Below are 26,852 nucleotides of genomic sequence, written 5' to 3' on the forward strand. Positions count from 1 at the left end.
AATTCCCTTTAAATCCTGACCATTTCGTTTTTAAGGACACTCCTGTCATCATCGTCAACTACAATCACATGGGTTGCGCATGATAAACAAGGGTCGTATGCTCGTATTACATGAGGTCCGAAATCATGGTGGAATCCTTCGGTTGCTGGTCCCATGGTTGGAATGTTCCAGGTTGTTGGGACTAGGCAGCTGTAGAACTGGGTTTTTCCATCTGCGATCTGGGCCATGTGTACATCCATTCCCCTTGGACCTTCGATTGCACCGATACCAAGCTTGTTAGTACCAGTTACATCGTAGTCTGCCATTACAGGAGCTGATGTGTCCAATTCACCAAGAATAGCTACAATTTTGGACATATTGGTTTTCATTTCAATTGCCCTTGCAACGTGCTGAGCAACAACACCCTCACCAGAGTAGCCTCCGAAGACTGCTGCTCTAGCTCTAGGACCTACTTCTACGCTTCTACCATCGTAGAGAGGTATGGTTGAGCATGCTCTTTTACCTACTTCAGGGTCATCGTACCATGTCTCGGGCATGATTTCTGTGAACCTCTCAAGATCGAATTTGGTTCTGTCACCGTAAGTATGGTGTGTGGCTAAAGTTGGTGCGTTTGTAACACCTAAACCTGCTGGGAGGTCTTTATCTGCAACTAAACCTACAATAAGGTCAATGTGTGCATCAACTTTTGGTATAAGTGCTTTTGTACGGGAGTATAACCTTTTCCTTGCAAGTTCACTTATGTTGCTTGCCATTCCACCGATTCTAACATCTGATGGGTGTATACCTTCTCCGGCAACCATATCAACTACGTACTGTACAGTTTTCCTTATCTCGGAAACAGAGTTTATGGCTGTTGCCATTAGGTTTTCAGGTACGAAGTCAGCTGCTATCAAGAAGTGGTGTATTGCATGGCTGTTTACTGTGTGAGCTGCTAATGTTAGCTCTCTTAACTGCCTAGCTGCTTTTGGTATCTCAATACCTAAAGAGTCGTCTATAGCTTCTACTGATGCTAGAGTGTGAGGTATAGGACAGACACCACAGATTCTCTGTACTATTACAGGTGCTGTTTCTGGAACTTTGCCTGTTACTATTTTCTCAAGACCTCTAACAGGAGTAATACTAAAGTATCGCCCCTTAGTTACGATTCCTTCATCATCGACATCCATGACTAATTCTGCATGTCCTTCCTGTCGTGACGTTGGCGATATAACTATTTTTTCGCTCAAATGTATCACCTCTTGTTTTTATATAATCTTTTGAACATCAATATTTCTCTTGATTATATATTATATTATAACCTTTTCTTTGAAGGATAAAGTGCAAAATTTATATATAATGAGGAACTAAACTATGATTTCCTTATTGAACTTAAGAAATAAATATAGGTGTCCAATTAGTAAGAATTATGCATATTATATTATTAGTCTACTATTCTGTCTCTATTTAATATTAAAAAAGGATAATTATAAATCCAAACATGAGGATATAAAATATATTAGTATTTATGAGATACTAATCTTAATATGAGATATTAAAAATATTACTAAAACCAATAATTTACAAAGAGTTGAGCCAATGATTGACAAGAAAATATTAATATCCATTGTAATTGTACTTTTAATAGGCGTTGCAGCTGCGAGTTATCAGATTACAACTAAAACTCCGGGAATATGGCAACCTAGTGTCTCTCAGGCTCAAACAGCAGCAGATCATGGATCTTCAGGAGCTTCCTCATCAGCAGCACAGACACAGACAGGATCACAATCTCCATCAACAACCTCGTCCGGACAAAGTGGGACTGAAGGAGTGGATGTGAAAGTAACCCCATCAGACGCTCAGACAATTGCTCAAAATCATAATTTGGAAGCCAACACTATAACCGGCACACCAAAGCTCATAACTTTGGATGGAAAACAATTATATTATGTTCCAATTTTTGATAAAAATAATAATCAAATTGGAGAGATATATGTAAATGCTCAAACAGGTAAAACTAGTTTGGAATAATTAAAATATATTTTAATATGTTGGAGGTACCATAATGGTTAAGATGGTTGAGACAGAAGTAGAGTGTTGTAAAATAGTATCAGAAGATGTTAAAGATGCAATAGTTCTAGAAGGATCACCAGAATTAGGCCTTATTGGTAATATACTTGGATGGTTACTTGTTGAAGAACTTAAAATGAAGCAGATTGGATATATAGATTCTAAAGAATTTCCTCCGCTTGCGGTTTTATACAAAGGTATCGCAATTCATCCATTTAGAGTATACAGTACAGATGGAATTGTATTGTTCCTATCAGATTTCATAATACCGCCAAATGTTTCATATGACATGTCCAATGCAATAGTGGATTGGATGGAGAGAAACAACAGTAAAGGACTTATCACATTTAACAGTATGGTAGTAATGGAAAAAACTGGCTCTGTTGCAGGAGCAGCTAACTCAGAAGAAGCTCTTAAAAAATTAGGCGAACTTGATCTTCCGATTTTACCATTTGGAAATGTTAATGGACTTTCAGGCTCGTTATTAACAAAAACAGCAATAAAAAACATACCTGCCTCATGTCTGTTTGCAGAGGTTTTGAATCAATACCCAGATCCAAGGGCTGCAGCCAGTTTAGTGAATGTTTTAAATAAGATGTTGAATATAGATGTGAATGCACAACCATTATTAAAAGAAGCAGATGAGATAGAAGAAAGACTCAAAGAATTAGCAAAACGCGTTCAAAGTGAAAATGAGCCTGAATCTCCTATATACAGTTAATTTAAAATGGGCCCGTAGCCTAGTTGGATAGGGCGTCGGACTTCTAATCCGAAGGTCCCGGGTTCAAATCCCGGCGGGTCCGTAATTACTTCTTTTAGAAGTATTGTAGAATATTAAAATACATGATAAGATACTGTAAAAAAAATTAAGAATATTGTAAATACACCTAAATTCTATTAATAAATATTATTCTTGAATTCAAATCCAATGGGCCCGTAGCCTAGTCAGGATAGGGCATCAGACTCCTAATCTGAAGGTCCGGGGTTCAAATCCCCGCGGGTCCGTTCATAATTACTGATTTTTTATTTTCCTTAAAAAATAGTTATTCTATGAAATCATCCTAAAAAAAAGAAAAAAAAATATTATTTTGATTCAACTATTTCTTGTTCGGGATATCTTTTTTCTGATTCTAATTTAATTACAGATCCAAGTATTCCTCCTACTAATGCAATTATTATTCCTAAAATCAGATAGGTTAATAGACTAAATACCAAAAGTCCTAACACTGAACTGTATCCTGCAATGTAGTACATTATCAACAGTATAATGGTCAAAATAACTCCACCGATAACTCCAAAAATTCCACCGTTAATTGCACCTACCTTGATATCTCCACCAACCATAAAACCAACAGCTATTCCTGCCAGTAAAAGGTCAATCAATGATATATTTAAGCCAGATAGAATATTTGATACAATGTATAATGCTATTACCGTAATTATGCCAATTATTATTGGCCTCCATTTAATTACATCTTTATTAATTTTATCATCTCCTAATCTTTACATTTAATAGCTCAAACCGTATCTTAAAGTTTGTCCAGATTTACACCCAAATTAAACCTCCGCTGAATTTAATAAAATACGCCCTAATTCCTTTTAGAAAATATTAGAAAAAATCAAAACAATTAAAGATAATACTAAAAATTGATTAAATTTTATTAAATTATGGAGAATATTTGAATATGAAACAAAATTTGAAAGGCGTATCTAAAACATTGTTGATCCCTCTTTGGGCCAGGGCTTTTGAGACAAAACAACCCAATCCTATTATTAAAGATGAAAAAGCTGTTGAAATAATGAAAATATAGAATATGATTTCTTAAAATTTGATGAAAGAAAAATGCCCCAAGTTAAGTATAGCAATAAAGACTGAAATCTTAGATAATGCAACAAAGGTTTTCATAAAAAAATCATACTCAAGCGGTTATTATAAACATAGGCTGCGGCCTTGACACACGATTTTCAAGATTGGACAATGGCAAAATCACTAGTATGATCTTGACCACCCACAGCAATCCATGTTCGAACAATTTTTTGATTAAACAGACAAATACAAAATGATAGCCAATCTGTTTTCGATTACTTCATGGATAGATGATATTAAACCAATCAATCCGTTTTAATAATAGCAGAAGGAATAGTTATGTATTTTACTAAACATGAAGTGACAGGATTGTTAAATAAATTGGTTGAATCTTTTCACAATGCAGAAATGATACTTGAAACAATACCTGCTTCATTGGTTAAACAAAGTGAAAATCAGAATCTCATCAAAAAACAATATTATATAGAAGCTCAATTCCATTGGGGGATAAAAAACGGAAAAAATTTAGAAAAAATAAATGATAAAATTAATTATCTTGAAGATTGGCATTATTTTGATTATCATAAAGATAGATGGAAATCTATAAGCTGGTTTTCTTTAATTCCACTATTTAAACAGATTCGGTAATCGGATCGTACATTTGAGATTTTATTGATAGAACTAGAATAATTCATTTTTCAAATTAAAATAAAAAAAACAGATAAAGTCCATTAATCTTTTGGACTTATATTATTAACTCTGAGAAGATTTCTTCCCAAAACCTGCATCATCAGAGTTACAACTATGAATCCACCTATAAAAATTCCAAAAATTATTGTAGCACTACTCATGAATATACTTCCTAATTTTTTAATATGAATGATTCGTTTTTACTGTTAATATATCTTTTTAAAAATTCCACATAATGATACTTTTCATAGATTATATCATTAATCTTCTAAATGTGTTTGAGCACTTTTCACCAGTTTTATCAAAGCATTGATCTCATCGGTTAAATCTTCAAAATCATTAGCAGTGATTAAAACAACTACTTGATTTTCCTCGAACATATCTGCATCTTGGGGTATGACAACCATTCTACCATCTGAGTCCTTAACCTTTGAACATATACCTATACTTGACTTAAGATCCATTTATCCACCCCTTGAAATTATCTTTAAATTTCCAGATATAAATTGATTTTGTTAAACTTGAATTCGCTGAAACATATTATTAATCACATGAACAAATTAAGGGTGCTGTTTTGACTTTCCGCAGGGAGTATAATTTCACCATACTCTCCACCTCCACCAGATTTTATTTGTAATGTTTTGTTTCTAAACGCCTTTATAACATCTGCAACTTTAGGATCTATAATTTTTAGGTCTTTCATTGGCGCGTGTATAAGTGCAGTAATTTCGTTATTGAATTTCGTTACCATTTCTTTCCATATTTTCTGTACAAAAACTGTTGTAACACCTTTGCCATGAGTGATACTTATGATCTCTGCTAATGGAAGTATGTGTATATAAGGTGGCCTATGCATAGGGTGGTGTGGTTTTTTCCACTTTGAAAGCTCATGTATCCTATAATCAACACCTTTCTTTATTTTACCCCCACATGGACATCTCATCTTCATTTCTATTGCATCTTCAATTGAGTATTGTGTGTAACACTTTGAACATGCTGTAAGATGGTACTTTCCAAGTCTTGGATCGAATCCATAGTTAGCCTTGATATTCTTATTTAAAATTGCATCCCTAACCCCTTCAAATGTTAACTTACTAATTTCAAGCTCATTAAACTCTCTTCCAAGACGATGTGGCCATGGAGAATGTGCATCCGAATTGGTTAAAAAAGGGATGTTCTGTAACTCTTCAATTGTGTCTGCCATTTCAGAATCTGCAGACAGACCTAATTCAAGAAAATCGGGCATTTTACCATAGCAATCTTTGATACTATCATATTCCTTGTAAATACTGGTCCAAGGTGTGAATGCATGAGCCGGGCCTATTATACATCCATATTCATGTGCTATTTCCATTATTTCTTTTCCATTCATTCTTACTCTGGGCCTACCATCAGCTTCCATATTCCCCTTCATTTTGCTTCTTATAATCTTCGCAGATTCAATTGATGGGAAAATTATAAGATGGTGAACCCTTTTGATATCTTCTACTTCTGTTGTTAAAATGAATTTGGATTCATTATTTTCTGATGACTCTTGATCCCTAACACTATCCTTTAAAGAAAATATTCCATCTGATGATTCTTCTGTGGTTTCTTCCACCAATGCCATCCATTTTTGGTGAAGTGCATCACCAGTCGCAACCAGATCCAGTCCTTTAAGCTTTGCTTGAGGAGCCATAACAGAAGGAATCATGTTTTTAGAAGTTGCTATAGAATAACGGCCATGTATGTGTAGATCTGCATTTATAATCATATTGATACCCCTTTAAATTTCAAATATATACATTATATATTTTGATATTTCATTCAGAACTATTATAATGATTTGATGTTACAAGGTATTAATAAAATTAATGAAATTAAAATAAGAAATAATAAAAAAAAGTATTTAAAATGGTTTATCCTATATAACGAAGATCTTCTTCGCCTTGGATAATGTTCATGCGGTCGCTCATTTCTTTTTCCATCTGTTGAGCTTTGGATATCATTTTACGGGTTTCTTCAGCTCTTTCCTCAAGTTTTGCAATATCAAGTTCAACTTTGAGTATTTTTTGAAGAATGGTAAGTACTGCCTTTGATGCTTCTGCATCAATGAAGTAACCAGGTGTTTCACCCATTAAACATACACCCATCATATCATTTGACATACCTAAACCCAATATAAGACCAGAAGCACCGATAATTCCCCCGTCTGCAGTTCTTAAGGTGACATCGTGACCTTTTAGCATCTCAGCAAGCTCCACTGTGGTTGCAGCGCCAAAAACTTTTGGTTTATCTACTGGCTGTCCTGTTCCAAGACCTCCAAGTGTGTATATCTGTTTGACACCATGTTTTCCTACAAAGTCAATGATTGCACTACAAATCTCGTACTGACCTTCTGGACTTAATCCCTGAGTATTCCCAACAAGAATTATGTAATCTCTATTATCTTCACCATGAGATTTAAGATAGTAAAATTCATTTTTCATAGGTTCAATAATTCCGTTTTCATCCACAAAAACTTGTGGTGGAAAGGCAGGTGAGTAAAGTTCAGCAAATTTTACTGCATTTAACTCGTGGATCATGTGCTCTGCAACCAGTTTTCCAACATGACCTATACCTGGAAGAGCCTCTATGAATATGGGTTCATTAAGATCTACATTTTCTATGGTTTTAATAAAAGTTTCCTTCATCCAACCAACTCCTTTTCGCTCTTCAAGAGCTGTTTTTTAAGAATACGTCTATATTTACCGTATTTATCTTCAGGAGAGTATTTTGGAGGGTAGATGACCCCTACCTCCCCCTTGCAGGGGCAATTGTCATTAAGAGTGTATTCTCCACAAGACTTACACTTTTTCATTTTAAGCTTCATTCGAGTTCACGTTGGAAGGTACCTTCGCCTCCCTCCTCCAAAACAACTTCAATTGCTTTGTCTGCTGCTTCCTTAAGGAGGGTTTCTGCAGTTATATAATCTGATGATTTAACCATTAATCTATACCTTGGAGCACCAACACACTGAACAGAAATCTCTTCACCATTTATTGCTCCAAGTGCCTTCTTAATAACATCCACACCGTTAGGAGAGTATGATTTTAAATCAACATATCCTGTTATATTAACTTCAGGAGGAGATATATTCTTTTTAGCTACCTCAGTTATTGCATTAGCCCACTCTTCATCCATACCACGATCTATGAGTGTTTTTGCACCTTCTTCTGCAGCGATTTCAAATGCACCATAGAGATCTCCGAATTCTTCCATGATCCCATAGCCGACTTCTTCATAACCTGCATCAAGATCCTTTTCAAGAATTTTTGCAGAGAATTCTAGCAGTTTTTCAGCTTTCTGCTCGATCTTCCACTGTTGGATTTTCCTTGTACGCTGATCTTCCCTTATTCTCTTAAGTGAAACATCAACATGTCCTTTTTTGGGGTTAACACGTAGAACTCTAGCAACGATTTTCTGATTTTCCCTAACATAATCCCTTATGTTTTTAACCCAACCAGAAGAGACCTCGGATATGTGTATAAAAACTTCTTTACCATCATATTCCTCGAGACTTCCGAATGCACCGTAGTTCAAAACTTTGTGAACAGTTCCCACTACCAGATCACCTTCATCTGGCCATTCTTTTCTCATTCTTACCATTAGAACACCTATAATATATTTAAAATATATTATTAACTTTAATTAATTCAATTAATCCATTAATTAGTATTATTGTACTAATCAAGGATTATAATAATTTTAATCTAAGACTTCAACAATCTGAGCTGTTATTTCAGATTTTCCGCCTTTTGGTTTAACTAGGGTTTTTCCACATATTATGCATTGTACATTGGATGCAGCATGGTCAAAAACTACCTGCTGGTTACCACAGTCAACACATTTAACCCTTAGAAAGTTACTTTTGTTACTTCTGTAATTTGCCATATAATCCACCTACATTACGAATTCTACTTTACCTGCTCTGAATGATGATCTCTTGATGTGGGACTTTCCACATTCCTTACATTTATATCTAAGGTCCAGTTTTTTAATTGGCTTGTTCCTTGATGGAAGTGGCCTTGGGTAACCTCTGTATCCGCTTGTAACCCTTCTAAACTGCCTCTGACCCCATTTGAGCTCACTTGCTTTTCTTCTTTTTGCTTCTAATACTTCGTGAATTGTGTGTTTTTTACAACTTGGACAGTAAGTTCTCCTTTCTTTAGGAATCTTCATTATAATCACCTCTTAAATGTAAAAATAAGTCGTGCAATTAACTTCTTATTAATATGCTATTTTTAGAAACTTATTTAAACTGATATTTTTTTTGTTTAATATCTTGTACTTCTTTATAAAAAGTCCAAATAATATATTAATCTGTTTATCATTTCCAGTTTATTTATATGTTTGTATGAGTATTCCCTTTTTGTTTTTCACAAGGATCCTAGCGTTGGGCTCTGGTATTGTTATGAGATCTTGGGGAGATACTGGCCCGTAAACATTCTTATCAACCCCAACAATCGAAGGAAATTCATCAAGAATCATCAAAGTTTTCATTTCATTATTTTCAGATTTTTCCCCATGCCCATTATGATCCTCAAATGAATCAGTATTTTCTGATTCCACTGGAATTTCTTTGTTATTCTCTGATTTTGAAGTGTTTGTATTGTTCTGTTTTACAGTTCCATTTGCCACATCTTCAGGTTTTTGGATTTCATTTTTAGATTTATCTCTTCTTGAAGGTTCAGATCCAAACCTTTCAAATATCTGGTTTTCAAAATCATCTTTAACAGGTTTAACATCTTTATTTTCAGTAACTAAAGATTTTGTTTGAGCATCTGATAAAAGTTCATCGATATTAATAGATTTAAGCGATTTATCTACAGGTTTTTCTACAGGTTTTTCTACAGGTTTTTTGCTATGATTACCATGATTTTTCTGTATATACGACATTAAAGGAGCTGTAAGCTTTCCCCTGTATTTGATGAATGAGTCAACCAATTCTAAATAGAGTCCTTCTTCTTCGGGCGTGGAATTGATTGGAACTGTTATCTGGTTATCATCCTTTGAATCCTTGCTTTTTGACTCTTTAAACAATTGATAAGCCCGTTGTACATTCATAACTGCACTGTTGGCTATTTTATGTTCTCTTCTCTCGCATATTTCTGCCACAATTCTCTGGGCATCCCTCAGCAGGTAAGATTCAAAGGAAAATGGATTATCATCTATCTTCCTCATGAGTCTATTGAGGTAATTGGAGACTTCCCCGTAGAAATTATCGCCTACACGAGATAGACCGCTAATACTACGCTCTTTCTTTTGTGTCTCCCTCAATTTTTGGAAAAATTCATCCAACCCTATTCCTCACTTTCTATCCTTGGAGCTAAAAGGAAACTTAGTTCACCATCTTCTGAAACCATTTTCATGGACAAATTAAGAGGCATATCATTTCCAAGACTTAAAACTGCCGTATCAGAAAATTTATCTGCTTTTAACATCTCTTTTATTTTCTCAAGAGAGAAAACTGACTTTGCATTTTCAGATATTTTCTCACCGTGTAGATATTCTATCTTTGCATCCCCAAATTCTCCCTCAGCAGATGCAATAAACTTGTCCTCATCCACCATTAAAGCAATCTTATCAGAAACTATACCTATATCCTGAATCGAATTTTTAAGTAGGGAAAATGGAATTTCAAATACACTTGGATAATCTAGATCTGGAGGGCTTGGAGCCTCATATTCAATATCAATAAGTCTAATCTTGAAGGTACGTCTTGCTTCATCCTCAAATGTAAGAATCAAATTACCTTCATCAACTGTAAGTTCAACTACATCATCACTTTTTGCCCTCTTAAGAACTTTCATTAGTTCTTCAGTATCTACGTTGATCTTCAATGGTTCGTCACAGGAATATATATCGAAGAGCGCTGCTTTGAGCTCTAAATGCACGAATGTGATGTGGGATCTGTCTAATGCATCAAGCCTTAATCCTTCGCTGTCTGCTTTCATTTGAACTTCGTCCACAATTGAAGAAATAGCTTCGAAACTTGTTTTTAATACATTTGAATCACTTAAAACCGCTTTGAACATTTTCATCCTCCTTGATTACCTTTTATTTTCTTCAACTATATTATCCTTATTATCCTTATCTATCTTATTACCATTTTCATCTTTAACTTTCTTGGAACCATCATCTGATTCAGACCTTCCCTCTGCAACTTCAAGTTCTGTATGTATTTTGTTGAGGAAAGTTTTATTCAAAATACTCTGAGCAAATGCAGCCACAATTATCAAAATACCCACTAATATTAGAAAGGCCGATAGAGTAGCTCCTTCTCCAAATATTACATTATCAGCAACCTTAGTAACTGATGTGGAAATAATAACCAACCCATAAACAATTAAAAATCCACCAATTAATATTGCAGCGGCTTTAATTATTTTGTCCTTTTTATTTTTCAGTGAATCAATAGAATCATGACCACTCAAGATATCTGTGATATTGAAATCATGATCTTCACTTTTAACGTTCTTTTGAGAAGTTATATCCTTTTTATTAGAATTGTTTGAATACACTTTAAAGGAGTTTTTAGAATCTTTATCCTCTGTTTTTTTGTTAGTTGTTATTTCAGGGTTTAGATCATCTGCAATAGTGAATTTCTTGATTTTAGAAATGATTCCCGAAATAGAAGAACCTTTAGATTCAGGGGATTTATCATTACCCTTCTCTCCCACATTATCTTTTGAATTTTCCAATTTTTCCTCAGTGTCCTTATCCAAATCCTCCACCAATTTACTATCCCCCTAGATTTATATTTTCATGAATGATTAGTCAATATCCCATATGGTTAGTCATACTCACGCCATGTGCAAGAACACTTGGTACATCTGAAAAACCTTGTTTCAGATTCATCTGCACCACGAGTTTGGATAAGCCACCAAGATGCTTCCTTATTATCACATTTAGGACATTTAACAGTGGTTGTGGGTAGTGTTTGGATATCATCACTTGTAACAATTATGCTATCATTTGTTGATACCTTTTCAGAAATTTCGTATTCCTTTACAGATTCTTTTGTTATCTTTGTTGTGTATTCACAGTTTTTACATTCGAAACAGTCACCTTTAGGAAACATGACTGTACCGCATTTAGGACAAAATTCCATTTATATCCTCCCTATAAAAATTTAATATTGATTTGTAAGGATCGAATTATTAAATTAAGTTTTATATATTAGTTAATGCATTATTTGTATTGATCAATCTTGTAAAATATAAATTAATTTTTGTATTCTTTTAAGTTGTTATACTTCGTGATTTATGATATTTACTACTTAATATTCAGCAAGTCAAATGCATCTTCAAGAATTTTTCCATGATCAAATGCCAGATCTATAGTTGAAACTTCGTCTAAACAAAAATATTTAACTTCAGCAGCGTCTGTATCGGCCATAAGCTTTCCACCGATTTTTTTACCCAAAAAACATATGGAAATAATATGCCCCCTAGGATCTCTTTCAGGATTCGAGTATACTCCTACTATATCTCCTAATGTTACATCAAGACCTGTTTCTTCTTTAGTCTCTCTTATGGCAGCTGACTCAACAGTTTCACCATATTCAACAAACCCACCCGGCAAAGCCCATGATCCCTTGTATGGAGGATTTTTACGCTTTATGAGTGTAACTGATTCTTTATGAATAATCACGGTATCTACAGTTAAAAGAGGATTTTTAATTGGAACACTTCCTTTTGACAGGAATTTCAGATCTTAGGCTCTTCCCTTTGATTCCCCGTTTATGATGCCTGCTGCTATAATGTGTGCAACTCTCAAAGGTTCGGGTATTGCACTTCTTGTGGTTGAAAGTTTAACTATATCTTCTGCATCTTCCCTCTCAATCCCATGTATCTGCATATAAACTGATTCAGAATTGTCTACCTTGTAAACTTCTCCTGCTTCAAGAACATTACTCCACCTATCTTCAAAATCTTCAAATCTTTGTAGAGCTTTTTTTATTCGATCAAAATTTGGAGTTCTTCGCATTATCACAATAACAGGTACACCTGTTGATTCAAATATCTGACGGATATTAACTAAGTTGAAACCACCAAATGTGATGCCATCAAGCATGATCACTCCTAGCTGGCCAAGATTTCTTGAATTTTTAACCATCTCGGTTATCTTATTTGTTGCATCTGTGCCGTCACCATGGATATATGTGCTTAAAACACCATCTAACCAGCTACCTGCTCTGAAAACAGTGCCTACCAACAATACTTCATCTTTTGTATGGGAAGGAAATGGCGAATCATCAACACCCAAAATTCTTATTTCCTGTTTTATTATCCGGAATTTCTTTTTTTTATTTCTTTTTTTCATCTTCAGAAGAGTCTATTAAATCTTTGAATTCATTACACCTTGATTTAACCGTTTCTGCAGCTTGTTTAAGGGATTTCTTCGGATTTTTAGCCTTAACATATAACTTTGGCTCTCCAATAATTGGATGTTCTATAACGTATGCTGCTGCTTCAACATCCTCATCCTCCATAAGTGTCTTTCTTAAAGTATTGCATAATGAATGAGTTTCTCCAGTTATTTCTATCTCAAGTTCTTTCTTTGTATCCTTTAATACCTTCATTTTATCCCTCATATTTTGAAGAAAGATTTCTTCTTTCTTTATTACCGCAATTTGGACATTCAACTTCGTTTTTGCTTGTTTGCTTCATGTAATGCCTGCATTTTGTGCACATGGCCTTTAAAACACCAAGCTCATCCTCGGCTGTAGTAAGGTCTACATTGTCTATGCCTATTATTTTGGTCACCTTTGCCTCAATAAGATCTCCTATTCTGAACTCATCGGTTAATTTGGCTACGTAACCTTTTTGGGCCTGTGATATGTGTATTCCTCCTGAAAAGGATGTTACAAGACCTCTGCTATTATCCTTAATACTATCCAATTTAATGAGGGCTCTCTGACCCCTTACATCAGATACCTGCCCAACAACAACCACTCCATTTCTAAGCATAGATGGAGAACTTGTTTTTGGTATTATGGATATTTTCTTGTTTTTATTATCTACTGATACTGTTCCTGCCACAAGGGATCTTATCTTCCCCTCTTCTTCATAGGTCCATTCTGATGGAACAAACTCCTCAGTTACTCCTAAAGCATCCCCCGGCAAAACAAAATCTCCAGATTTGGTTTTCATATATTCACCTCAACTAAAATAAGTGCATAAATTATCCTTGAATTTTGAAATCTACATTTCCATGTGTATAAATGAAATTCATTTTAACTACGATTTGTTGTAGTGACTTACTATTTACCCTTCATATTTATATAACTATATAAGATTTGAATTTTTAAACTCCATTATATTTATGGTTTCTTATTTTATCTTATCTTGTATATTTAATTTCATCTATTTCATAATCTTCCCACTTTCTCCTTTTAAATAATATTTCAAGTTCCTGAGGAGTTAATAATGGTTTTTTATACATTTTTGAATCATCAATAGCAATTCTAGGACAAGCCGTCATTACAAATGCATCCAGTTCAGTGAATGGTAGGAGTAAGTTGGGTGATACATCATCAAGGAACAATATGAATCCTTCTTTACCCTCTTCTTTTATCATATTCTTCAAATTCTTTGCAAGCTCCAATCTTGATTGACCTCTTTTTGATGAAACAATTATTCCAAATCTTTCTGCTTCAATTGCCTTTGCTATCCTCGCAGAACGTATCCTCAAGATTCTATCTGCAAATTCATCTATTTCTCTTGCATCTCCAAGATATGGATCTGCAACAACCACGGGTTTGTGTGTAAAAAGTTTAATACCCAATGCATGGAAATTTCCACTTCCAACGTAAAGAAATGCATCGGCATCAATATCCTTTATGGCTGAAAAGTTGCAACCCAACACTTGCCCTCTAGTTGTGCCTGCACCTTCATTGATTAAAATCTTCTTTCCATTTTGTTCTAGAAAATCTGCAACTTCATCAAGCAGATGTAAATGTTGGGTTGTCGTGACAAGTCCTATTTTATTATAGCCCTCGAGAAAACCCATGGCACTTCCAATGCAACCAAGTAAATCTATATTAGAACGAGCATCAACAAAAATAACCGGTAAATCATAATCAATTGGGAGTGGTCTGTGTCCAAAATGGACAATTACATCAACTGAATCCCCCATATCCACGTCAGCTACATCACAAGCCCCATAACAGGGGTCTGCAGATATTATTACTGTTGCACCTGTTCCTAGTTCAATCTGCTTTGCTACTTTTATTGCATGAACTTTAAGGCCTTCTGGAAACTGTAAACCCACAATATCTGCCTTTAATTCATTTATTTTTTCTATAACTTCGGCTATATCAAGTTCGTGAATTGACATTTCTTCATCAGTCCTTTAATTGACATTTAATCTAAGAGTAGAATGAATACTCACAACAAATCATCCACACTTCCTTCTATTACAACCTTTCCTTCCACCACATTCACTTTTAAAAGGCTTTTAACATTGAATCCTGTTTCATTCTTGACAATATCGTTTCCATTGCCTTTTTCTATAACTGCTACAACATCCACAACCTTCACACCCATCCTTTCCAATGCTTTGAGAACTGCTATCATTGTTCCACCAGTACTCACAACATCGTCCACAAGAATTATCCTATCCCCTTTGTGCAAACCATTTATGTAAAGTTGCCCTTGGCTGTACCCGGTAGTTTGATGAACCAGAACTTCCCCTTCCAATCCGTAAACACGTTTTCTTATAACAACAAATGGTATTCCTGTTTTTATTGACAGTGCAGTAGCTATATGTATTCCCATTGCTTCCACACAAACTATTTTATCCACATCCATATTTCCAAATTTTGAAATAGCCTCTGCAGTTTCTTCAAGGATTGAAGGTTCTACCACTGGGATACCATCTGTAATGGGATGAACAAAATAATTATATTCCTTTTTTTTAATTACAGGTGCTTTAATTAAGCTGTTTTTAAGTTTTTCAAGCATTTTATCACCGGATCAAATCTTTAATTTGAATTAAATTCATTATCATCATTAAAATAATCCCACCATAAACCTTAATTAAATTTTTTTGAGGTTTAGATCATCCCCCAGGGATTTTTGGAATATTATTATAGATAAATATTTACAACTACTCTTTTTATATCTACATGAATTTATATTTAACAAGGAGAGTATATGTAAAATATCTATTTTTAGATTCTAAAATTTAAATCTTAAATAAAAATTATCTTAAAAAATATTGAAAATCAAAAAAATAAATTGATTATAATAAAGTACAATAACATGTAATAATAATCTTTTAATTTAAACATTTAATTGTAAATTTATAAGATTATCATAAAAACTGGTGAGAATATGTTGGGCAATCTAGGAAAAAATCTGACCAAAACAATGAAAAAACTGGCAGGAATGGCCATCATCGATGAAGAAGTTGTGAAAGAGGTCATAAAAGACATTCAAAGGGCCCTTATCCAATCAGATGTCAACATCAAATTAGTTTTAAAACTTTCTAAGACCATTGAAGATCGTTCTTTAAATGAAGAACCTCCAAAGGGCGTTACCCCTAAGGAACACGTTATAAAGATAGTTTACGAGGAACTGGTTAATCTTCTTGGTGCTACAGCCCAGGAAATTGAGATCCATAAAAAACCCTATAAATACCTTTTCATGGGTCTACAAGGAAGCGGTAAAACCACTACCATTGGTAAACTTACGCGTTACCTGCAGAAAAAAGGTTTTAATCCTGCAATTGTGAGTACCGATACTTGGAGACCTGCAGCGTACGAACAGCTACTACAGCTGACTGAAAGTATGAACGTGCCTGTTTATGGAGACCCCGAAAATACAGATGCATTAGACCTTGCAAAAAAAGGGTTAAAAGAAGCTAAAAAGAACGATGTCATAATAATTGATACTGCAGGACGTCACAAAGAAGAGAAAGATCTTTTAAATGAAATGGAAAGCATTTCTGAAGTAGTTAATCCAGATGAAGTTATAATGGTCATAGATGGGACCATAGGTCAGCAGGCGAGGGACCAAGCTCTGGCATTCAATAAAACAAGTAAAATTGGTTCAATAATTATAACTAAATTGGATGGTTCTGCCAAAGGTGGAGGAGCTCTTTCAGCTGTAGCTGAAATTGGGGCACCAATTAAGTTTATCGGAACTGGTGAACGCGTTGAAGACTTTGAAGCATTTGATCCCGATAGATTCATCTCAAGATTGCTTGGAATGGGAGACATAAGAACTCTACTTGAGCGTGCAGAAGAAATAGCTGAAACAGATGCTGACATGGGATCTGTAGATGCAATGCTCAGCGGTAAATTCACATTGAAAGACATGTATTCTCAATTCGAGATGATGAATAAAATGGGGCCAATGCAGCAAGTAATGAACATGATTCCTGGTGCTGGAGGTAAACTTCCTAAAAATGCTTCTCAGGTAACCGAAGAAAAACTTGCAAAATACAAGGTGCTAATGGACTCCATGACAGAACATGAACTCGAACACCCTGAGGTCATAAAACAATCAAGGGTAAAAAGAATAGCCAGAGGATCTGGTATGAGAAATGAAGATGTGAAAGAACTTCTAAAATATTATAACGTTACCAAAAAAGCAATGAAAGGATTTGGAAAAAGAAAAATGGGCGGTCCACTTGGGCAGATGATGAAACAGATGATGAGATAATAGTTACACAAACTTCCCCTTTTAAAAAATAAACGTTATTATGACTATATTAATTCTCATTTTATTTTATATTGAAGAATTATAATTTAATATAATTCATGACCATTCAATAGTTTATATCAAATTTAAGGATTCAGTTTAGGAAATGGTAAAAATGGAACTTCAAATAGAAGACAAATTAATCAAAGTTATTAAATTCACCGAAGGAAACATATGCGACAGGTGTCTTGGTCGAAACTTCTCCAAAAGCGTTGCAGGTTCTGGAAATCTGGAACGCGGAGAATATCTAAGAAATAAATTGGAAGCCTCTAATCAAAATATCCAAAAGACAGGTTCATGTTACATTTGCAACGATCTTTTTGAAACTTTGGATAAAATGACCAATAATGTAGTTGAAGTTCTTAAGGACGAACAAATTCATTTTTCCAATTTCTTGGTAGGTAGTCGTGTTGATTCTGAAATACTTAGGAGAGAAGACCAGATACACAAAACATTTGATATTGATGTAGAAAATATAAAAAAAGAAATAAACAGGGAAATAGGTAAAGAACTTTCATTAAGGCTTTCCAAAGAGGTTGAATTTGACAATCCCAATGTGGTTTTGATGGTAGATTTCAAAACAGGCAAAGTAGATATCCAAATAAATCCAATTTTCATAGAAAGCCGTTACCGAAAGCTTATAAGAGGAATTCCCCAAACAAAATGGCCATGCAATAAATGTAAGGGGAAAGGTTGTGAAAAATGCAATTACACCGGTAAAATGTATGCTGAAACAGTTGAAGAACTGATTTCAGAAGATGCAATCAAAGCAGCAAAGGGAGTAGGCGCTAAATTTCATGGGGCCGGTCGTGAAGACATCGACGTTAAAATGTTAGGTAAGGGAAGGACTTTTGTCCTTGAAATCAAAGAACCCAAAATCCGCGATATAGATCTAAAAAAACTCGTGGAAACAGTTAATAAACATGCAATGGGCAAAGTAGAAATTTCAGAAATGAAGTTTGTTGCCAAAAACAGGCGGGCAGTTATAAAAGAATCCTCAAGAGATACTTATAAAATCTACAAGGCAACAGTAGCGCTTGAAAATGAAGTTGATAACTCGCTTTTAGATTCACTGAAATCAATGAAAATAATAAACCAACGTACACCAATAAGAGTATCACATAGACGTGCAGATAAAATACGAACCCGTGAGATTAGGCAATTGGAATATATAAAGGTCGATTCAAAATTATTAGAGCTTGTAATAGAATGTGAAGGTGGCCTTTACATCAAAGAACTCATATCCAGTGATGAAAACAGGAGCCAGCCCAGTGTAGCAGGAATGCTTAAAACAGGTGCAAGATGCGTGCAACTGGATGTCCTTGATGTGAACATTTAAAGTAGTGGAATGGATAATATTATATAGTTAAAAAAAATCAAAATATATATCTATATCCCATTGCAAATTAAACATTCAGCATACAAAATTTGAGTAACTATCTGAATCTGTTTAATTTCAATTAGTCTTCAAACGAATTTTATCATCAAATAATAAAACAGTTTAACTTTTAGACTAGAATTGAGGATATTAAATTTATGATAGTGATAAAACCAATTATTGGTTTATATTATAAAGGTGATTAATTCATCTTACAGCAGGCCCTTAAGGGTTTTGGAGGTTTTAAATATGGTAAAGAGATCAAAAGGTTCAAGAAGTAAAACACGTTACAAACTTAGAAAGACTATAAGAGCAGGTAGAACAAACCCTATAACCAAAAAAATACAAACCTTCGATGAAAGTGATTTAGTTCACATAATAATCGATCCAAGTATTCACAAAGGTCAACCACATCCACGTTTCCATGGGAAAACTGGTAAAGTTGAAGATAAAAGGGGAAAAGCTTACATAGTAGAAATAAATGATGGTAATAAAGCTAAAAAATTAATAATCAGACCAGAACATCTTAAAATGCAAGAGTGATTTTAATGATTGGAAAAAAAGTCATTGAAACAGACCCCATCACAAATGCAGAAGCCAAAAAAATGCTTGAAGAAAGTTCTGAGTCCTATGAGCCAACTTATGAACAGAACCTTGCAATGGATCATGTTACTAAGTTTTCAAAACTAGATGTTGAATCTGCTCAAAAGCTCGTTAACGAGCTTGAAGAAATTATAAAGATAACACAGGCCATAAAAATTGCAGATGTCATGCCAGTGGATCTTGCAGATCTGAGACTGATGTTTGCAAAAGAAAGGGGTTCACACAAAAAAGAAGAATTTGAACAGATATTAGAGATAGTGAACAAGTACCGAAAATAATTAATTTCCAATCTTGGAATTTTTTGAGTACTAGTAAATTGGGACCCACGGGTCTTGAGATATATAATACCATCCGGGTGGTTTTGATGGAAGATCATGCAATTATCCTTGATTATCTTCCTTTAGGTTATGTTAAGGAAGGTGCACCTTCATTTAAAAGAAAACCCATAGCGCAGGCTGTAGGAACAGAAGAATTTACTCTCCTAGAACTCATTCCAAAGGAGAGGGTTCAGCTAGACATACATGAAAGAGTTTATATTGGTCCGGGTAAGAGAGATGAGATAGCTCGTGTAAACAGTAGGTTAAAGTATGATAAACTTACAGCAACTGCTAAAATAGAACTTGATTATGTTATAGAGGAAATCATAAAAGAAAAAGAGGAAAAATTTGTTGAATTTTTCAATGAAGCAGGCCCCATTTCAACTAGATTACACCAGCTAGAATTACTACCTGGAATCGGTAAAAAACATATGTGGGACATTATAAATGCCAGAAAACAAGCCAAATTCTCTAGCTTTGAGGATATAAAAAATCGTGTCACTATGCTTGCAGAACCTGTTAAACTCATTGCAAAACGTGTTCATCTCGAGCTGGAAGCAGGAGAAGACAGAAAGGGTAAGATGAAGTATATTCTCTTTACTAGACCCCCAAAACCAAAAAAACCAAAGTGAAATACCTTTTTTTTTATTTCTTTAAACTATGGACTTTTTTATTTGTATTTCAATATCAATTAGCTAAATATCATTGTTACATATTCAATCTCTTTTTAGGAGTTAACTGTTCTCATGTTGTCCGAAACCCTCAAAATATTAAATAAACAAGGTATAAAACTCGATAAAAGGAAGGGTCAGAACTATCTTATAGATAATAAGGTACTTTCACAAATTATCCAAAGTGCAGAACTCTCAATTAATGACTCAGTACTTGAAATTGGTGCAGGGATAGGTACTTTAACTATTCCTCTTGCAAAAAAAGCAGGAAAAGTTATTGCTATAGAACAAGACAAAAGAATAGCTGCAATTTTAATTAAAAGACTTGATAAACTTAACATTTCAAATGTTGATGTTATTGTGGGTGATGCAACCAAATTAAATTTTCCAAAGTTCAACAAAGTGGTATCAAACCTGCCATATAAAATCTCATCACCCATAACATTCAAGATCCTTGAAAACAAATTTGATTCGGCAATTCTCATGTACCAACTAGAATTCGCTGAGCGTATGATAGCAAAGTCAGGTGATTCAAATTATTCTAGACTATCTGTTATGATGCACTTCTATGCAGAAGTTGAAATGCTTTTTAATGTTTCAAAAGATGTATTTTTCCCAAAACCCAAGATATCATCAGCAGTGATCAAATTAACACCTAAGAATAAAGTGGAATTTAATGAATTATTTTTAAAGGTAACAAGAGCATTGTTTCAACACAAACGAAAAAAAGTTAGAAATGCTCTTATGGACTCTTTCCATGAAATTAATGATCTGGATAAGAATGAACGAAAAATTATAATATCAAAATTAGATCAAAACATTATGGATAAAAGAGTAATTATGATGGAACCCGACAGCATTCTAAAACTATCAAAAGATCTTGAAAAGTTATTAAAAGAATATTATAACTAAATTAACCCTGATTACATAATAAATTTCTATTAAATGATAAATTGATATGTTAGCTGAAATAATTCTTAATTGGTGATTAAATGAAAAAATCCCCATATGAAATTTTTCTAATGGAATGTCCAGAACTTGCAGCTAAATTCAATGAATTAGTACAGGTTCAACATTCAATTAAAGGTCTTGATCAAAAAACAAAACAGTTGATAAACATAGCTATCCAGACAGCTAACAAGAATCCCACAGGGGTTAAAATTCATGCAATGATGGCCAAAACAGAAGGTATAAAAAGAGAAGAAGTAATAAATGCTGTTACAATGAATCTTCATCTTTCGGGTCTTTCAAATGTCCTTGAATGTCTTCCATCAGCCATTGAAGGTTACGATGGCAAGTAGACCATCTTTTTTAAAATAGTTTCTAAATTGTTAAAGTTGGATTTACTATGATTAAATATCAAGGAATGGAATTTCAAACCAGTAATAATGTTTATGAGCCAGCAGAAGATACATTTCTGCTTGGTGATAATCTTATGGTCCGAAAATCTGACAGTGTTCTTGAAATTGGTACTGGAACTGGAATCATTGCAATACTAGCTTCTAAAAAAGCTCAAAGTGTAACTGCTATCGATATCAATAAGTATGCAGTTGAATGTGCCAGTAACAACGCTGAAAGCAATGCTGCTAATGTTGATATAAGATTAGGTGATCTTTTTGAACCAGTTATAGATGAGAAATTTGACCTGATATTATTCAATACACCTTACCTTCCTACAAGCGAAGAAGAATTTGTTGATGATGAACTTGAAGCTGCTTGGAATGGTGGGGAAGATGGTAGGTCCGTTATAAATCGTTTCATTAAAGATTTACCATTACATTTAAATCCATATGGGCGTGTTCAGCTAGTGCAATCTTCATTGTCTGATGTGGAGGAAACTGTTGCAATGTTGATGGATCTTGGTTTTGAAGTATCCATATCTGCAAGGGAAAGATTCTTCTTTGAAGAAATAGTTGTTTTAACTGGACAGCTCATCTAAAATAACTCAAAAATCTTTATTATTTTACAAAAGAAGATCAAATAAATAAAATTAATATTTTTTTAGGTTTATTTTCACAGCAACAAAGTAGCTATAAGACCAATACTCAGCACCATCACAATAACAACTGTTGCAATGGCGATGAAGTTGAATAGCTTTGAGTTTACATATTCTCCCATAACCCTCTTATCGTTGATAATAAGCAACATCAATATGAGTACAAATGGTAATAGCAAACCATTTGCAACTTGTGAGAGGAATAAGATTGTAAGAAGTGGTACACTAGGAATTAATATTATAATCACTGCAAGTATTATAAGTCCAAGATACAAACCATGAAAAACTGGAGCTTCTCTAAATCCCTTGGAAACTCCAGCTTCGAAGCCTAAACTTTCACATATATAATATGCTGTTGAGAGAGGTAAAATGCTTGCTGCAAAGAGTGAAGCGTTTAGAAACCCAAATGCAAATAATATACTGGCATATTGGCCAGCAAGGGGCACTAATGCATTTGAAACATCTGCTACATTATTGACTTGTATCCCATTTGTGTGGATTGTTGCTGCACATGCTAATACAATGAAAAATGCTACTATATTCACAACTATTGCACCAAAGATCGCGTCAACTTTCGAATACTTCAAATTTTTCAGACTGATTCCCTTTTCAACAACAGAAGATTGTATGTAGAACATCATCCATGGTGCTATTGTTGTTCCAACCATTCCGATTACCATAGTAATATAAGCTGTACTTAGGCTTATTTGAGGTACAATAACACTCTTTGCAGCAAGTCCCCAGTCAGGTTGTGCAAGAAATCCTGCAACAATATATGATAAGTAAAGAGAGGAAGCGAGTAAAAATACTTTTTCCACACTCTTGTAAGTTCCTTTAACTACCAACAACCAAACAAATAGTGCTGCAGCTGGTAAAGCAACGAGTCGTGGTACTCCAAATATTCCTGCACTAACTGCAATACCTGAGAACTCTGCTAGTACATTTCCAAAGTTGGCAAGTAAAAGTGCAATCATCATCAAAAAAGTAAATTTAATACCCACCTTCTCGCGTATAAGATCAGCAAGACCCTTTCCAGAAACTATGCCCATTCTAACACCCATTTCCTGTATAACAGCCAGAGCTATTATCATTGGAATGAACGTCCACAGAAGATTGTATCCAAATTGAGCACCTGCTAGGGAGTATGTAGTTATTCCACCGGCGTCGTTGTCAACATTTGCTGTGATTATTCCTGGACCCATTACAGAGAGGAATATTATAAAACTTAAAAAAGCAGGGTTTTTAAAAACCCTACGGAAGATTGTAAAATCCATTAAAAAACCTCATCTTCCAAACATTCTTGGAACTCTTTTCTTCCACGCAGTAGGTAAAACAATATCAATGGCATCATCTACAGTGATAATACCCCTCAATTTAGTTTCCTCCTCGACAACGGGTAAAGCAATCAAATTATATTTGGCAATTTTCTGAGCAACCTCATGCTGATCTTCCATTACATCAGCTTTTATTATGTGGGTATGCATGATCTCTGAAACATTTCGATTAGGTTCTGAAAGTAGAAGATCCCTAAGCGAGATTACACCCACAAGATCTCCTCTTTTCGATATAACATAAACATAGTATATAGTTTCAACATCTTCTGCCATATGCCTCAATGAATTTAAAACCGCCCTTACAGTTAAATCCTGATCAACATAGGCAAATTCTGTTGTCATGATTCCTCCTGCCGTGTTCTCGGGATACTTTAACAACTTCCTTAGATCATCAGATTCTTCTGGCTCCATTAAATCTAAGAGTTCTTCAGCTTTTTCTTCAGGCAAATCAGCTAAAACATCTGCTGCATCATCTGGAGACATTTCATCTAGAATTTCAGCCGCTCGTTGGCTATCCATGCCCTCTAAAAGTGAAACTTGTCTTTCTGGAGAAACTTCCTCAAGAGTGTCTGCAGCAGATTCATCGTCTAAAGATGTTAAAATATTCAAAGATTCATTTAATCCCAATTGATCTACAATTTCCGCCATATCTGCAGGGTGGAGCTTTTTTATTTTCTGTTTAGGCACCTTCAATTTGACATTGGAATAATCACTTTCCAATGGATCAATATCCTTCCATGAGATGAGATCCTCATTTGAAGTTATTCCAAGTGGTTTTATTATCCTATTAAGACTTAACCTTCTTAAAATACCATTAACACCAATATCAACACCAATAACATGAAAGTGACCATTAGTTGGAGATATTTTTATGTCGTTGACTCTTCTGATCTTTTTGCCTTCAATGTCAACCACTTGCCTGTCCATCACATCTTTTAAAAGGATGATATCATGTTTTTGAATTTTATAGGGCTTAATATCTTCTAATGAATATTTAAGTTTTATTTCTTTACCTAAACCTCCAATATATCTCCATGAAACATTTATTGTCTCTTTGCCGGTTGTACTAATTTTTAAAGCTTTAATAATTGGATATGAATGGTCCGATGATACTATAACATCCTTTAATTTTCCTATTCTTTCTCCTGTTGGAGATATCACTGGTTTTTTGATGAAATCACTTAGATACAAGTTCTCACCTCCTTAAATTTTGTGGATCTTAATTTTGATTATATTGGTGGAATTACTCCCTCTTTAACACGCTCCATAACGATCATTTCAGTCAGATCTTCAACACCATCAACAGACCTGACTTTACTGTTCATAATTTCATTGAGCTCTTCTATACTATGCGCCCATACCTTGATGAGTATATCATATTCACCTGATACACTGTACACTTCAGATACTTCTTCAAGCTTTGAAAGCTCATTTTTAACATTTTCATGTTTTTCCGACTCAGTCTGTATGATAATAATTGCAGTTACCTTCAAACCCATTTCATCAGGGTCAACTAAGAGAGTATACTGTTTGATCACACTTTTCTCCAACTTTTTAAGTCGGTTGGATATGGTTGCGTCCGGAACATTTATCTCTTTAGACATTTGGGAGAGAGTTATTCTAGAATTCCTGACCAAGGAACGAATTATTTCAGAGTCTATATCGTCCATTTCAAATTCACCACAAATTTATTTATGAATTTAGTATATTACTACTACACATATAAACGTTAGGGAAGATTACCAAAAATCTTTCAATATACTGGAAAATTACCCATATTTTGCTATATAACTGAGAATATAAAATTATAACCATTATGGAGTAAACAATGTTAACACTCCCCACTTGTTAAATCCCCTGAAATTTGATTATAAACTCTTAAAAAAAATATTATTAAATTCAAATTTTTGTATCTTATGAATATTTACATCCATATCTTCAAAACAAAAAATGCGGGCTGAGGTTTAAGATGGTTAATCTTAACATCCTCAGGAGGAGTGTCCTTAGTTACACCAACAACATAAGTATTAAAATATTTTTCCTTATCTCCATTTGTGAAAATATGCAGTACAAACGTTTCTTTACTTTTATTTTTTGAAAGATCTGAAATAATAGAATTTATATTTATAGGTTTTGAAGTAAATTTCTGGGCGTTCAGAATCTTATTATCTGGAGTATCAATTATCCATGTAGAATAGTCGGTATAATTTTCATTCATAACATTAGAATCTGTCAATAAATAAAAGTCTTTTGAATTAATATCTTCCATGTTAATGGTGAATGGTGCACATATCCATCCTGATTTGCTTTTATTGAAATCCGGCCTCCTATGATCGTGCCCCTCCATATTCATATGGGTACACACATACCCTGATTCACTATTCTCATTGTAAATATCTGGTTTTATACTTAGATAAACATCCATGAGTTCGTAATCATATAGAATAGTTCTATTAACAACTGTTATGTCCCCAATATTGTTAGGAGGAGTTTGATTTTGTACTACAAAGATTGGAATTGATGGATCAGTTGGATAGATCATCAAATTATAACTAGTTGATTCAGGCAGCATTCTGGTTAGCATTTCAGGTTCTTGTTTAAGACGGGATATCTTCCTCATACTTAAAGTATTTCTGACCACCCCTTTTCCAATTTCATATTTTGCTAATCCAGGAGTAATGCGTGTGACGTATTTGATTTCCTCCCAGTTTTCAGGAGAACCCGGTGTATTGATCAAAATATCGGCTGCATCATTTGCAATTCTATCAAGAGAAGTTTCAGTAGAATAATCATATATTTTGTTTCCTGCAATGTCCATTGCATCAGCTGATATTCCTATTATTACGGTTAGTAAGATCAATGCAAACATTGCATCTATTGTAAATGCTTGACCTCTTCGATCCAATTAAACATCCCCTTTAATGTTTGTTTCTTAATTTTCTTTATTTGAAATTTGATTCTCTGAAAATGTCTCGATATTTGATATTCCATATTTAGTTCTGTGTCCATTATCCAGAAATATTCTAAAATAAAGATTAAATGTAGAATAATATTCCACTGCTTCTCCATTATAGATTCCATTCATATCATCGTTAAATAATACATGATCTATAGAGCATGGAGCAGTTGAAACTCTTTTGTTAGTTCCTGCAGGTACTATGAACGTTTCTAATCCATAGTGGCTACATATAGCCTTTCCTTCCAATCTACATAAAAAACATGCCCCATCATTACTTTCATGATAGTAACCATTTTTCAATAATACAAATTTAAATAAAA

36 protein-coding genes and 2 tRNA genes are annotated in these 26,852 nt (G+C 34.2%); 14 read left to right on the forward strand and 24 right to left on the reverse strand.

Translation table 11 applies throughout. The features are described 5' to 3' along the window. Positions 1–8: 8 nt before the first annotated feature. Positions 9–1,226, reverse strand: coding sequence for a coenzyme F420 hydrogenase subunit alpha (gene frhA / locus DL91_RS11320; RefSeq protein WP_048191835.1), 1,218 nt, complete (start codon positions 1,224–1,226; stop codon positions 9–11). 349 nt (positions 1,227–1,575) lie between these two features. Here frhA and DL91_RS11325 point away from each other — a divergent pair, with 349 nt between their 5' ends. From DL91_RS11325 to DL91_RS11340, 4 genes are all read left to right on the forward strand, one after another. Beyond that, positions 1,576–2,007, forward strand: coding sequence for a PepSY domain-containing protein (locus DL91_RS11325; RefSeq protein ID WP_048191837.1), 432 nt, complete (start codon positions 1,576–1,578; stop codon positions 2,005–2,007). A 34-nt stretch (positions 2,008–2,041) separates the two neighbouring features. Then, positions 2,042–2,767 carry a proteasome assembly chaperone family protein gene (locus DL91_RS11330; protein WP_081882666.1) on the forward strand — a complete coding sequence of 242 codons (726 nt, stop codon included), beginning with the start codon at positions 2,042–2,044 and terminating at the stop codon, positions 2,765–2,767. A gap of 8 nt (positions 2,768–2,775) precedes the next feature. Then, positions 2,776–2,849 (forward strand) — tRNA-Arg (locus DL91_RS11335). A gap of 127 nt (positions 2,850–2,976) precedes the next feature. After that, a tRNA-Arg gene (locus DL91_RS11340) sits at positions 2,977–3,051 on the forward strand. A gap of 78 nt (positions 3,052–3,129) precedes the next feature. Here DL91_RS11340 and DL91_RS11345 read toward each other — a convergent pair. Then, positions 3,130–3,531: a DUF5518 domain-containing protein gene (locus tag DL91_RS11345; RefSeq protein WP_048191839.1), complete on the reverse strand. Its 402-nt coding sequence runs from the start codon at positions 3,529–3,531 to the stop codon at positions 3,130–3,132. Positions 3,532–3,731: 200 nt separating this feature from the next. On the opposite strand from DL91_RS11345, the gene DL91_RS14435 reads away from it, so the two are divergent. Both DL91_RS14435 and DL91_RS13975 read left to right on the forward strand, forming a co-directional pair. Then, the gene (locus DL91_RS14435) at positions 3,732–3,857 is read left to right on the forward strand and encodes a hypothetical protein (protein WP_255343947.1); all 126 of its coding nucleotides are present in this window, start codon (positions 3,732–3,734) and stop codon (positions 3,855–3,857) included. A 335-nt stretch (positions 3,858–4,192) separates the two neighbouring features. Continuing rightward, a complete protein-coding gene (locus tag DL91_RS13975) occupies positions 4,193–4,501 on the forward strand; it encodes a hypothetical protein (RefSeq protein WP_197050646.1) in 309 nt (102 codons plus the stop codon). 302 nt (positions 4,502–4,803) lie between these two features. Here DL91_RS13975 and DL91_RS11355 read toward each other — a convergent pair whose 3' ends face one another. From DL91_RS11355 to hpt, 17 genes are all read right to left on the reverse strand, one after another. Further along, a complete protein-coding gene (locus tag DL91_RS11355; protein ID WP_048191841.1) occupies positions 4,804–5,007 on the reverse strand; it encodes a hypothetical protein in 204 nt (67 codons plus the stop codon). Positions 5,008–5,090: 83 nt separating this feature from the next. After that, a complete protein-coding gene (locus tag DL91_RS11360) occupies positions 5,091–6,296 on the reverse strand; it encodes a TIGR00375 family protein (protein ID WP_048191843.1) in 1,206 nt (401 codons plus the stop codon). Between the two features lie 145 nt (positions 6,297–6,441). Further along, a complete protein-coding gene (locus DL91_RS11365; protein ID WP_048191846.1) occupies positions 6,442–7,215 on the reverse strand; it encodes a proteasome assembly chaperone family protein in 774 nt (257 codons plus the stop codon). After that, positions 7,212–7,394, reverse strand: a complete 183-nt coding sequence (locus DL91_RS11370; protein WP_048191848.1) for an RNA-protein complex protein Nop10 — start codon at positions 7,392–7,394, stop codon at positions 7,212–7,214. Before DL91_RS11370 ends, DL91_RS11365 begins: the two co-directional genes overlap by 4 nt. Then, positions 7,391–8,170: a translation initiation factor IF-2 subunit alpha gene (locus DL91_RS11375; protein ID WP_048191850.1), complete on the reverse strand. Its 780-nt coding sequence runs from the start codon at positions 8,168–8,170 to the stop codon at positions 7,391–7,393. The genes DL91_RS11370 and DL91_RS11375 overlap by 4 nt, the downstream gene beginning before the upstream one ends. A gap of 99 nt (positions 8,171–8,269) precedes the next feature. Further along, on the reverse strand, positions 8,270–8,455 hold the full coding sequence (locus tag DL91_RS11380; RefSeq protein ID WP_048191851.1) for a 30S ribosomal protein S27e: 186 nt from the start codon (positions 8,453–8,455) through the stop codon (positions 8,270–8,272). Between the two features lie 9 nt (positions 8,456–8,464). After that, positions 8,465–8,743 carry a 50S ribosomal protein L44e gene (locus tag DL91_RS11385; RefSeq protein WP_048191853.1) on the reverse strand — a complete coding sequence of 93 codons (279 nt, stop codon included), beginning with the start codon at positions 8,741–8,743 and terminating at the stop codon, positions 8,465–8,467. Positions 8,744–8,902: 159 nt separating this feature from the next. Beyond that, positions 8,903–9,841 (reverse strand): hypothetical protein, encoded by a 939-nt coding sequence (locus DL91_RS11390; protein ID WP_231551458.1) that lies wholly within the window; start codon positions 9,839–9,841, stop codon positions 8,903–8,905. 23 nt (positions 9,842–9,864) lie between these two features. Beyond that, positions 9,865–10,599, reverse strand: a complete 735-nt coding sequence (gene pcn, locus DL91_RS11395) for a proliferating cell nuclear antigen (pcna) (protein WP_048191857.1) — start codon at positions 10,597–10,599, stop codon at positions 9,865–9,867. Positions 10,600–10,614: 15 nt separating this feature from the next. Next, positions 10,615–11,301, reverse strand: coding sequence for a DUF308 domain-containing protein (locus DL91_RS12985; protein ID WP_052374390.1), 687 nt, complete (start codon positions 11,299–11,301; stop codon positions 10,615–10,617). 56 nt (positions 11,302–11,357) lie between these two features. After that, entirely contained in the window at positions 11,358–11,675 is a 318-nt protein-coding gene (locus DL91_RS11405; RefSeq protein ID WP_048191859.1) for a transcription factor S, read from the reverse strand. A 164-nt stretch (positions 11,676–11,839) separates the two neighbouring features. After that, complete coding sequence (locus tag DL91_RS11410) at positions 11,840–12,247, reverse strand: NUDIX hydrolase (RefSeq protein WP_048191861.1); 408 nt, start codon at positions 12,245–12,247, stop codon at positions 11,840–11,842. 33 nt (positions 12,248–12,280) lie between these two features. Then, a complete protein-coding gene (locus DL91_RS11415) occupies positions 12,281–12,889 on the reverse strand; it encodes a DUF99 family protein (RefSeq protein WP_048191863.1) in 609 nt (202 codons plus the stop codon). Then, the gene (locus DL91_RS11420; protein ID WP_048191865.1) at positions 12,873–13,148 is read right to left on the reverse strand and encodes a DNA-directed RNA polymerase subunit L; all 276 of its coding nucleotides are present in this window, start codon (positions 13,146–13,148) and stop codon (positions 12,873–12,875) included. The genes DL91_RS11415 and DL91_RS11420 overlap by 17 nt, the downstream gene beginning before the upstream one ends. A 1-nt stretch (position 13,149) precedes the next feature. Further along, the gene (locus tag DL91_RS11425) at positions 13,150–13,719 is read right to left on the reverse strand and encodes an exosome complex RNA-binding protein Csl4 (RefSeq protein ID WP_048191866.1); all 570 of its coding nucleotides are present in this window, start codon (positions 13,717–13,719) and stop codon (positions 13,150–13,152) included. 190 nt (positions 13,720–13,909) lie between these two features. Continuing rightward, positions 13,910–14,905, reverse strand: a complete 996-nt coding sequence (gene dph2, locus DL91_RS11430) for a diphthamide biosynthesis enzyme Dph2 (protein ID WP_048191868.1) — start codon at positions 14,903–14,905, stop codon at positions 13,910–13,912. Positions 14,906–14,955: 50 nt separating this feature from the next. Continuing rightward, positions 14,956–15,531 carry a hypoxanthine/guanine phosphoribosyltransferase gene (gene hpt, locus DL91_RS11435; protein ID WP_048191870.1) on the reverse strand — a complete coding sequence of 192 codons (576 nt, stop codon included), beginning with the start codon at positions 15,529–15,531 and terminating at the stop codon, positions 14,956–14,958. Positions 15,532–15,903: 372 nt separating this feature from the next. On the opposite strand from hpt, the gene DL91_RS11440 reads away from it, so the two are divergent. The 8 genes from DL91_RS11440 (at position 15,904) to DL91_RS11475 (ending at position 22,182) form a co-directional block, all read left to right on the forward strand. Then, positions 15,904–17,235 (forward strand): signal recognition particle protein Srp54, encoded by a 1,332-nt coding sequence (locus DL91_RS11440; RefSeq protein ID WP_048191872.1) that lies wholly within the window; start codon positions 15,904–15,906, stop codon positions 17,233–17,235. Between the two features lie 154 nt (positions 17,236–17,389). Further along, positions 17,390–18,613, forward strand: a complete 1,224-nt coding sequence (locus tag DL91_RS11445) for a tRNA pseudouridine(54/55) synthase Pus10 (protein ID WP_048191874.1) — start codon at positions 17,390–17,392, stop codon at positions 18,611–18,613. A 288-nt stretch (positions 18,614–18,901) separates the two neighbouring features. Then, on the forward strand, positions 18,902–19,195 hold the full coding sequence (locus tag DL91_RS11450) for a 50S ribosomal protein L21e (protein ID WP_048191876.1): 294 nt from the start codon (positions 18,902–18,904) through the stop codon (positions 19,193–19,195). 5 nt (positions 19,196–19,200) lie between these two features. Next, complete coding sequence (locus DL91_RS11455; RefSeq protein WP_048191878.1) at positions 19,201–19,533, forward strand: RNA polymerase Rpb4 family protein; 333 nt, start codon at positions 19,201–19,203, stop codon at positions 19,531–19,533. Positions 19,534–19,619: 86 nt separating this feature from the next. After that, on the forward strand, positions 19,620–20,204 hold the full coding sequence (locus tag DL91_RS11460; protein ID WP_048191880.1) for a DUF655 domain-containing protein: 585 nt from the start codon (positions 19,620–19,622) through the stop codon (positions 20,202–20,204). Positions 20,205–20,318: 114 nt separating this feature from the next. Then, a complete protein-coding gene (rsmA, locus tag DL91_RS11465; RefSeq protein ID WP_048191882.1) occupies positions 20,319–21,155 on the forward strand; it encodes a 16S rRNA (adenine(1518)-N(6)/adenine(1519)-N(6))-dimethyltransferase RsmA in 837 nt (278 codons plus the stop codon). An 80-nt stretch (positions 21,156–21,235) separates the two neighbouring features. Beyond that, on the forward strand, positions 21,236–21,544 hold the full coding sequence (locus DL91_RS11470; protein ID WP_048191884.1) for a carboxymuconolactone decarboxylase family protein: 309 nt from the start codon (positions 21,236–21,238) through the stop codon (positions 21,542–21,544). A 47-nt stretch (positions 21,545–21,591) separates the two neighbouring features. Continuing rightward, positions 21,592–22,182, forward strand: coding sequence for a HemK2/MTQ2 family protein methyltransferase (locus tag DL91_RS11475; RefSeq protein ID WP_048191887.1), 591 nt, complete (start codon positions 21,592–21,594; stop codon positions 22,180–22,182). 74 nt (positions 22,183–22,256) lie between these two features. Here the strand turns inward: DL91_RS11475 and DL91_RS11480 are convergent, their stop codons facing one another. The 5 genes from DL91_RS11480 to DL91_RS11500 all read right to left on the reverse strand — a co-directional run bounded on the left by DL91_RS11480 (position 22,257) and on the right by DL91_RS11500 (position 26,778). Then, positions 22,257–23,513 (reverse strand): Nramp family divalent metal transporter, encoded by a 1,257-nt coding sequence (locus DL91_RS11480; RefSeq protein ID WP_048191889.1) that lies wholly within the window; start codon positions 23,511–23,513, stop codon positions 22,257–22,259. A 9-nt stretch (positions 23,514–23,522) separates the two neighbouring features. Next, positions 23,523–24,764, reverse strand: coding sequence for a magnesium transporter MgtE N-terminal domain-containing protein (locus tag DL91_RS11485; protein WP_048191891.1), 1,242 nt, complete (start codon positions 24,762–24,764; stop codon positions 23,523–23,525). 38 nt (positions 24,765–24,802) lie between these two features. Beyond that, positions 24,803–25,243: an Lrp/AsnC family transcriptional regulator gene (locus DL91_RS11490; RefSeq protein ID WP_048191893.1), complete on the reverse strand. Its 441-nt coding sequence runs from the start codon at positions 25,241–25,243 to the stop codon at positions 24,803–24,805. 254 nt (positions 25,244–25,497) lie between these two features. Next, positions 25,498–26,478, reverse strand: coding sequence for a hypothetical protein (locus tag DL91_RS11495; RefSeq protein ID WP_048191896.1), 981 nt, complete (start codon positions 26,476–26,478; stop codon positions 25,498–25,500). Positions 26,479–26,505: 27 nt separating this feature from the next. Next, entirely contained in the window at positions 26,506–26,778 is a 273-nt protein-coding gene (locus DL91_RS11500; protein WP_048191898.1) for a hypothetical protein, read from the reverse strand. Between the last annotated feature and the right edge of the window lie 74 nt (positions 26,779–26,852).

The sequence above is a fragment of the Methanobacterium sp. SMA-27 genome, from assembly GCF_000744455.1.
In the GTDB taxonomy this organism is placed as follows: domain Archaea; phylum Methanobacteriota; class Methanobacteria; order Methanobacteriales; family Methanobacteriaceae; genus Methanobacterium_B.

Bases quoted from the DNA above. Each gene is read 5' to 3' on its own strand.
- DL91_RS11480 (WP_048191889.1), bottom strand. From the start codon at position 23,513: ATGGATTTTACAATCTTCCGTAGGGTTTTTAAAAACCCTGCTTTTTTA.
- DL91_RS14435 (WP_255343947.1), top strand. From the start codon at position 3,732: ATGAAACAAAATTTGAAAGGCGTATCTAAAACATTGTTGATCCCTCTT.
- DL91_RS11490 (WP_048191893.1), bottom strand. From the start codon at position 25,243: ATGGACGATATAGACTCTGAAATAATTCGTTCCTTGGTCAGGAATTCT.
- DL91_RS11355 (WP_048191841.1), bottom strand. From the start codon at position 5,007: ATGGATCTTAAGTCAAGTATAGGTATATGTTCAAAGGTTAAGGACTCA.
- DL91_RS11455 (WP_048191878.1), top strand. From the start codon at position 19,201: ATGATTGGAAAAAAAGTCATTGAAACAGACCCCATCACAAATGCAGAA.
- DL91_RS11420 (WP_048191865.1), bottom strand. From the start codon at position 13,148: ATGAAGGTATTAAAGGATACAAAGAAAGAACTTGAGATAGAAATAACT.
- DL91_RS11445 (WP_048191874.1), top strand. From the start codon at position 17,390: ATGGAACTTCAAATAGAAGACAAATTAATCAAAGTTATTAAATTCACC.
- dph2 (WP_048191868.1), bottom strand. From the start codon at position 14,905: ATGTCAATTCACGAACTTGATATAGCCGAAGTTATAGAAAAAATAAAT.
- hpt (WP_048191870.1), bottom strand. From the start codon at position 15,531: ATGCTTGAAAAACTTAAAAACAGCTTAATTAAAGCACCTGTAATTAAA.
- DL91_RS11385 (WP_048191853.1), bottom strand. From the start codon at position 8,743: ATGAAGATTCCTAAAGAAAGGAGAACTTACTGTCCAAGTTGTAAAAAA.
- DL91_RS11330 (WP_081882666.1), top strand. From the start codon at position 2,042: ATGGTTAAGATGGTTGAGACAGAAGTAGAGTGTTGTAAAATAGTATCA.
- DL91_RS11375 (WP_048191850.1), bottom strand. From the start codon at position 8,170: ATGGTAAGAATGAGAAAAGAATGGCCAGATGAAGGTGATCTGGTAGTG.
- DL91_RS11325 (WP_048191837.1), top strand. From the start codon at position 1,576: ATGATTGACAAGAAAATATTAATATCCATTGTAATTGTACTTTTAATA.
- rsmA (WP_048191882.1), top strand. From the start codon at position 20,319: ATGTTGTCCGAAACCCTCAAAATATTAAATAAACAAGGTATAAAACTC.
- DL91_RS11370 (WP_048191848.1), bottom strand. From the start codon at position 7,394: ATGAAGCTTAAAATGAAAAAGTGTAAGTCTTGTGGAGAATACACTCTT.
- DL91_RS11425 (WP_048191866.1), bottom strand. From the start codon at position 13,719: ATGAAAACCAAATCTGGAGATTTTGTTTTGCCGGGGGATGCTTTAGGA.
- DL91_RS11475 (WP_048191887.1), top strand. From the start codon at position 21,592: ATGATTAAATATCAAGGAATGGAATTTCAAACCAGTAATAATGTTTAT.
- pcn (WP_048191857.1), bottom strand. From the start codon at position 10,599: ATGTTCAAAGCGGTTTTAAGTGATTCAAATGTATTAAAAACAAGTTTC.
- DL91_RS11450 (WP_048191876.1), top strand. From the start codon at position 18,902: ATGGTAAAGAGATCAAAAGGTTCAAGAAGTAAAACACGTTACAAACTT.
- DL91_RS11380 (WP_048191851.1), bottom strand. From the start codon at position 8,455: ATGGCAAATTACAGAAGTAACAAAAGTAACTTTCTAAGGGTTAAATGT.
- DL91_RS11360 (WP_048191843.1), bottom strand. From the start codon at position 6,296: ATGATTATAAATGCAGATCTACACATACATGGCCGTTATTCTATAGCA.
- DL91_RS11460 (WP_048191880.1), top strand. From the start codon at position 19,620: ATGGAAGATCATGCAATTATCCTTGATTATCTTCCTTTAGGTTATGTT.
- DL91_RS11405 (WP_048191859.1), bottom strand. From the start codon at position 11,675: ATGGAATTTTGTCCTAAATGCGGTACAGTCATGTTTCCTAAAGGTGAC.
- DL91_RS11415 (WP_048191863.1), bottom strand. From the start codon at position 12,889: ATGAAAAAAAGAAATAAAAAAAAGAAATTCCGGATAATAAAACAGGAA.
- DL91_RS11470 (WP_048191884.1), top strand. From the start codon at position 21,236: ATGAAAAAATCCCCATATGAAATTTTTCTAATGGAATGTCCAGAACTT.
- DL91_RS13975 (WP_197050646.1), top strand. From the start codon at position 4,193: ATGTATTTTACTAAACATGAAGTGACAGGATTGTTAAATAAATTGGTT.
- DL91_RS11440 (WP_048191872.1), top strand. From the start codon at position 15,904: ATGTTGGGCAATCTAGGAAAAAATCTGACCAAAACAATGAAAAAACTG.
- DL91_RS11365 (WP_048191846.1), bottom strand. From the start codon at position 7,215: ATGAAGGAAACTTTTATTAAAACCATAGAAAATGTAGATCTTAATGAA.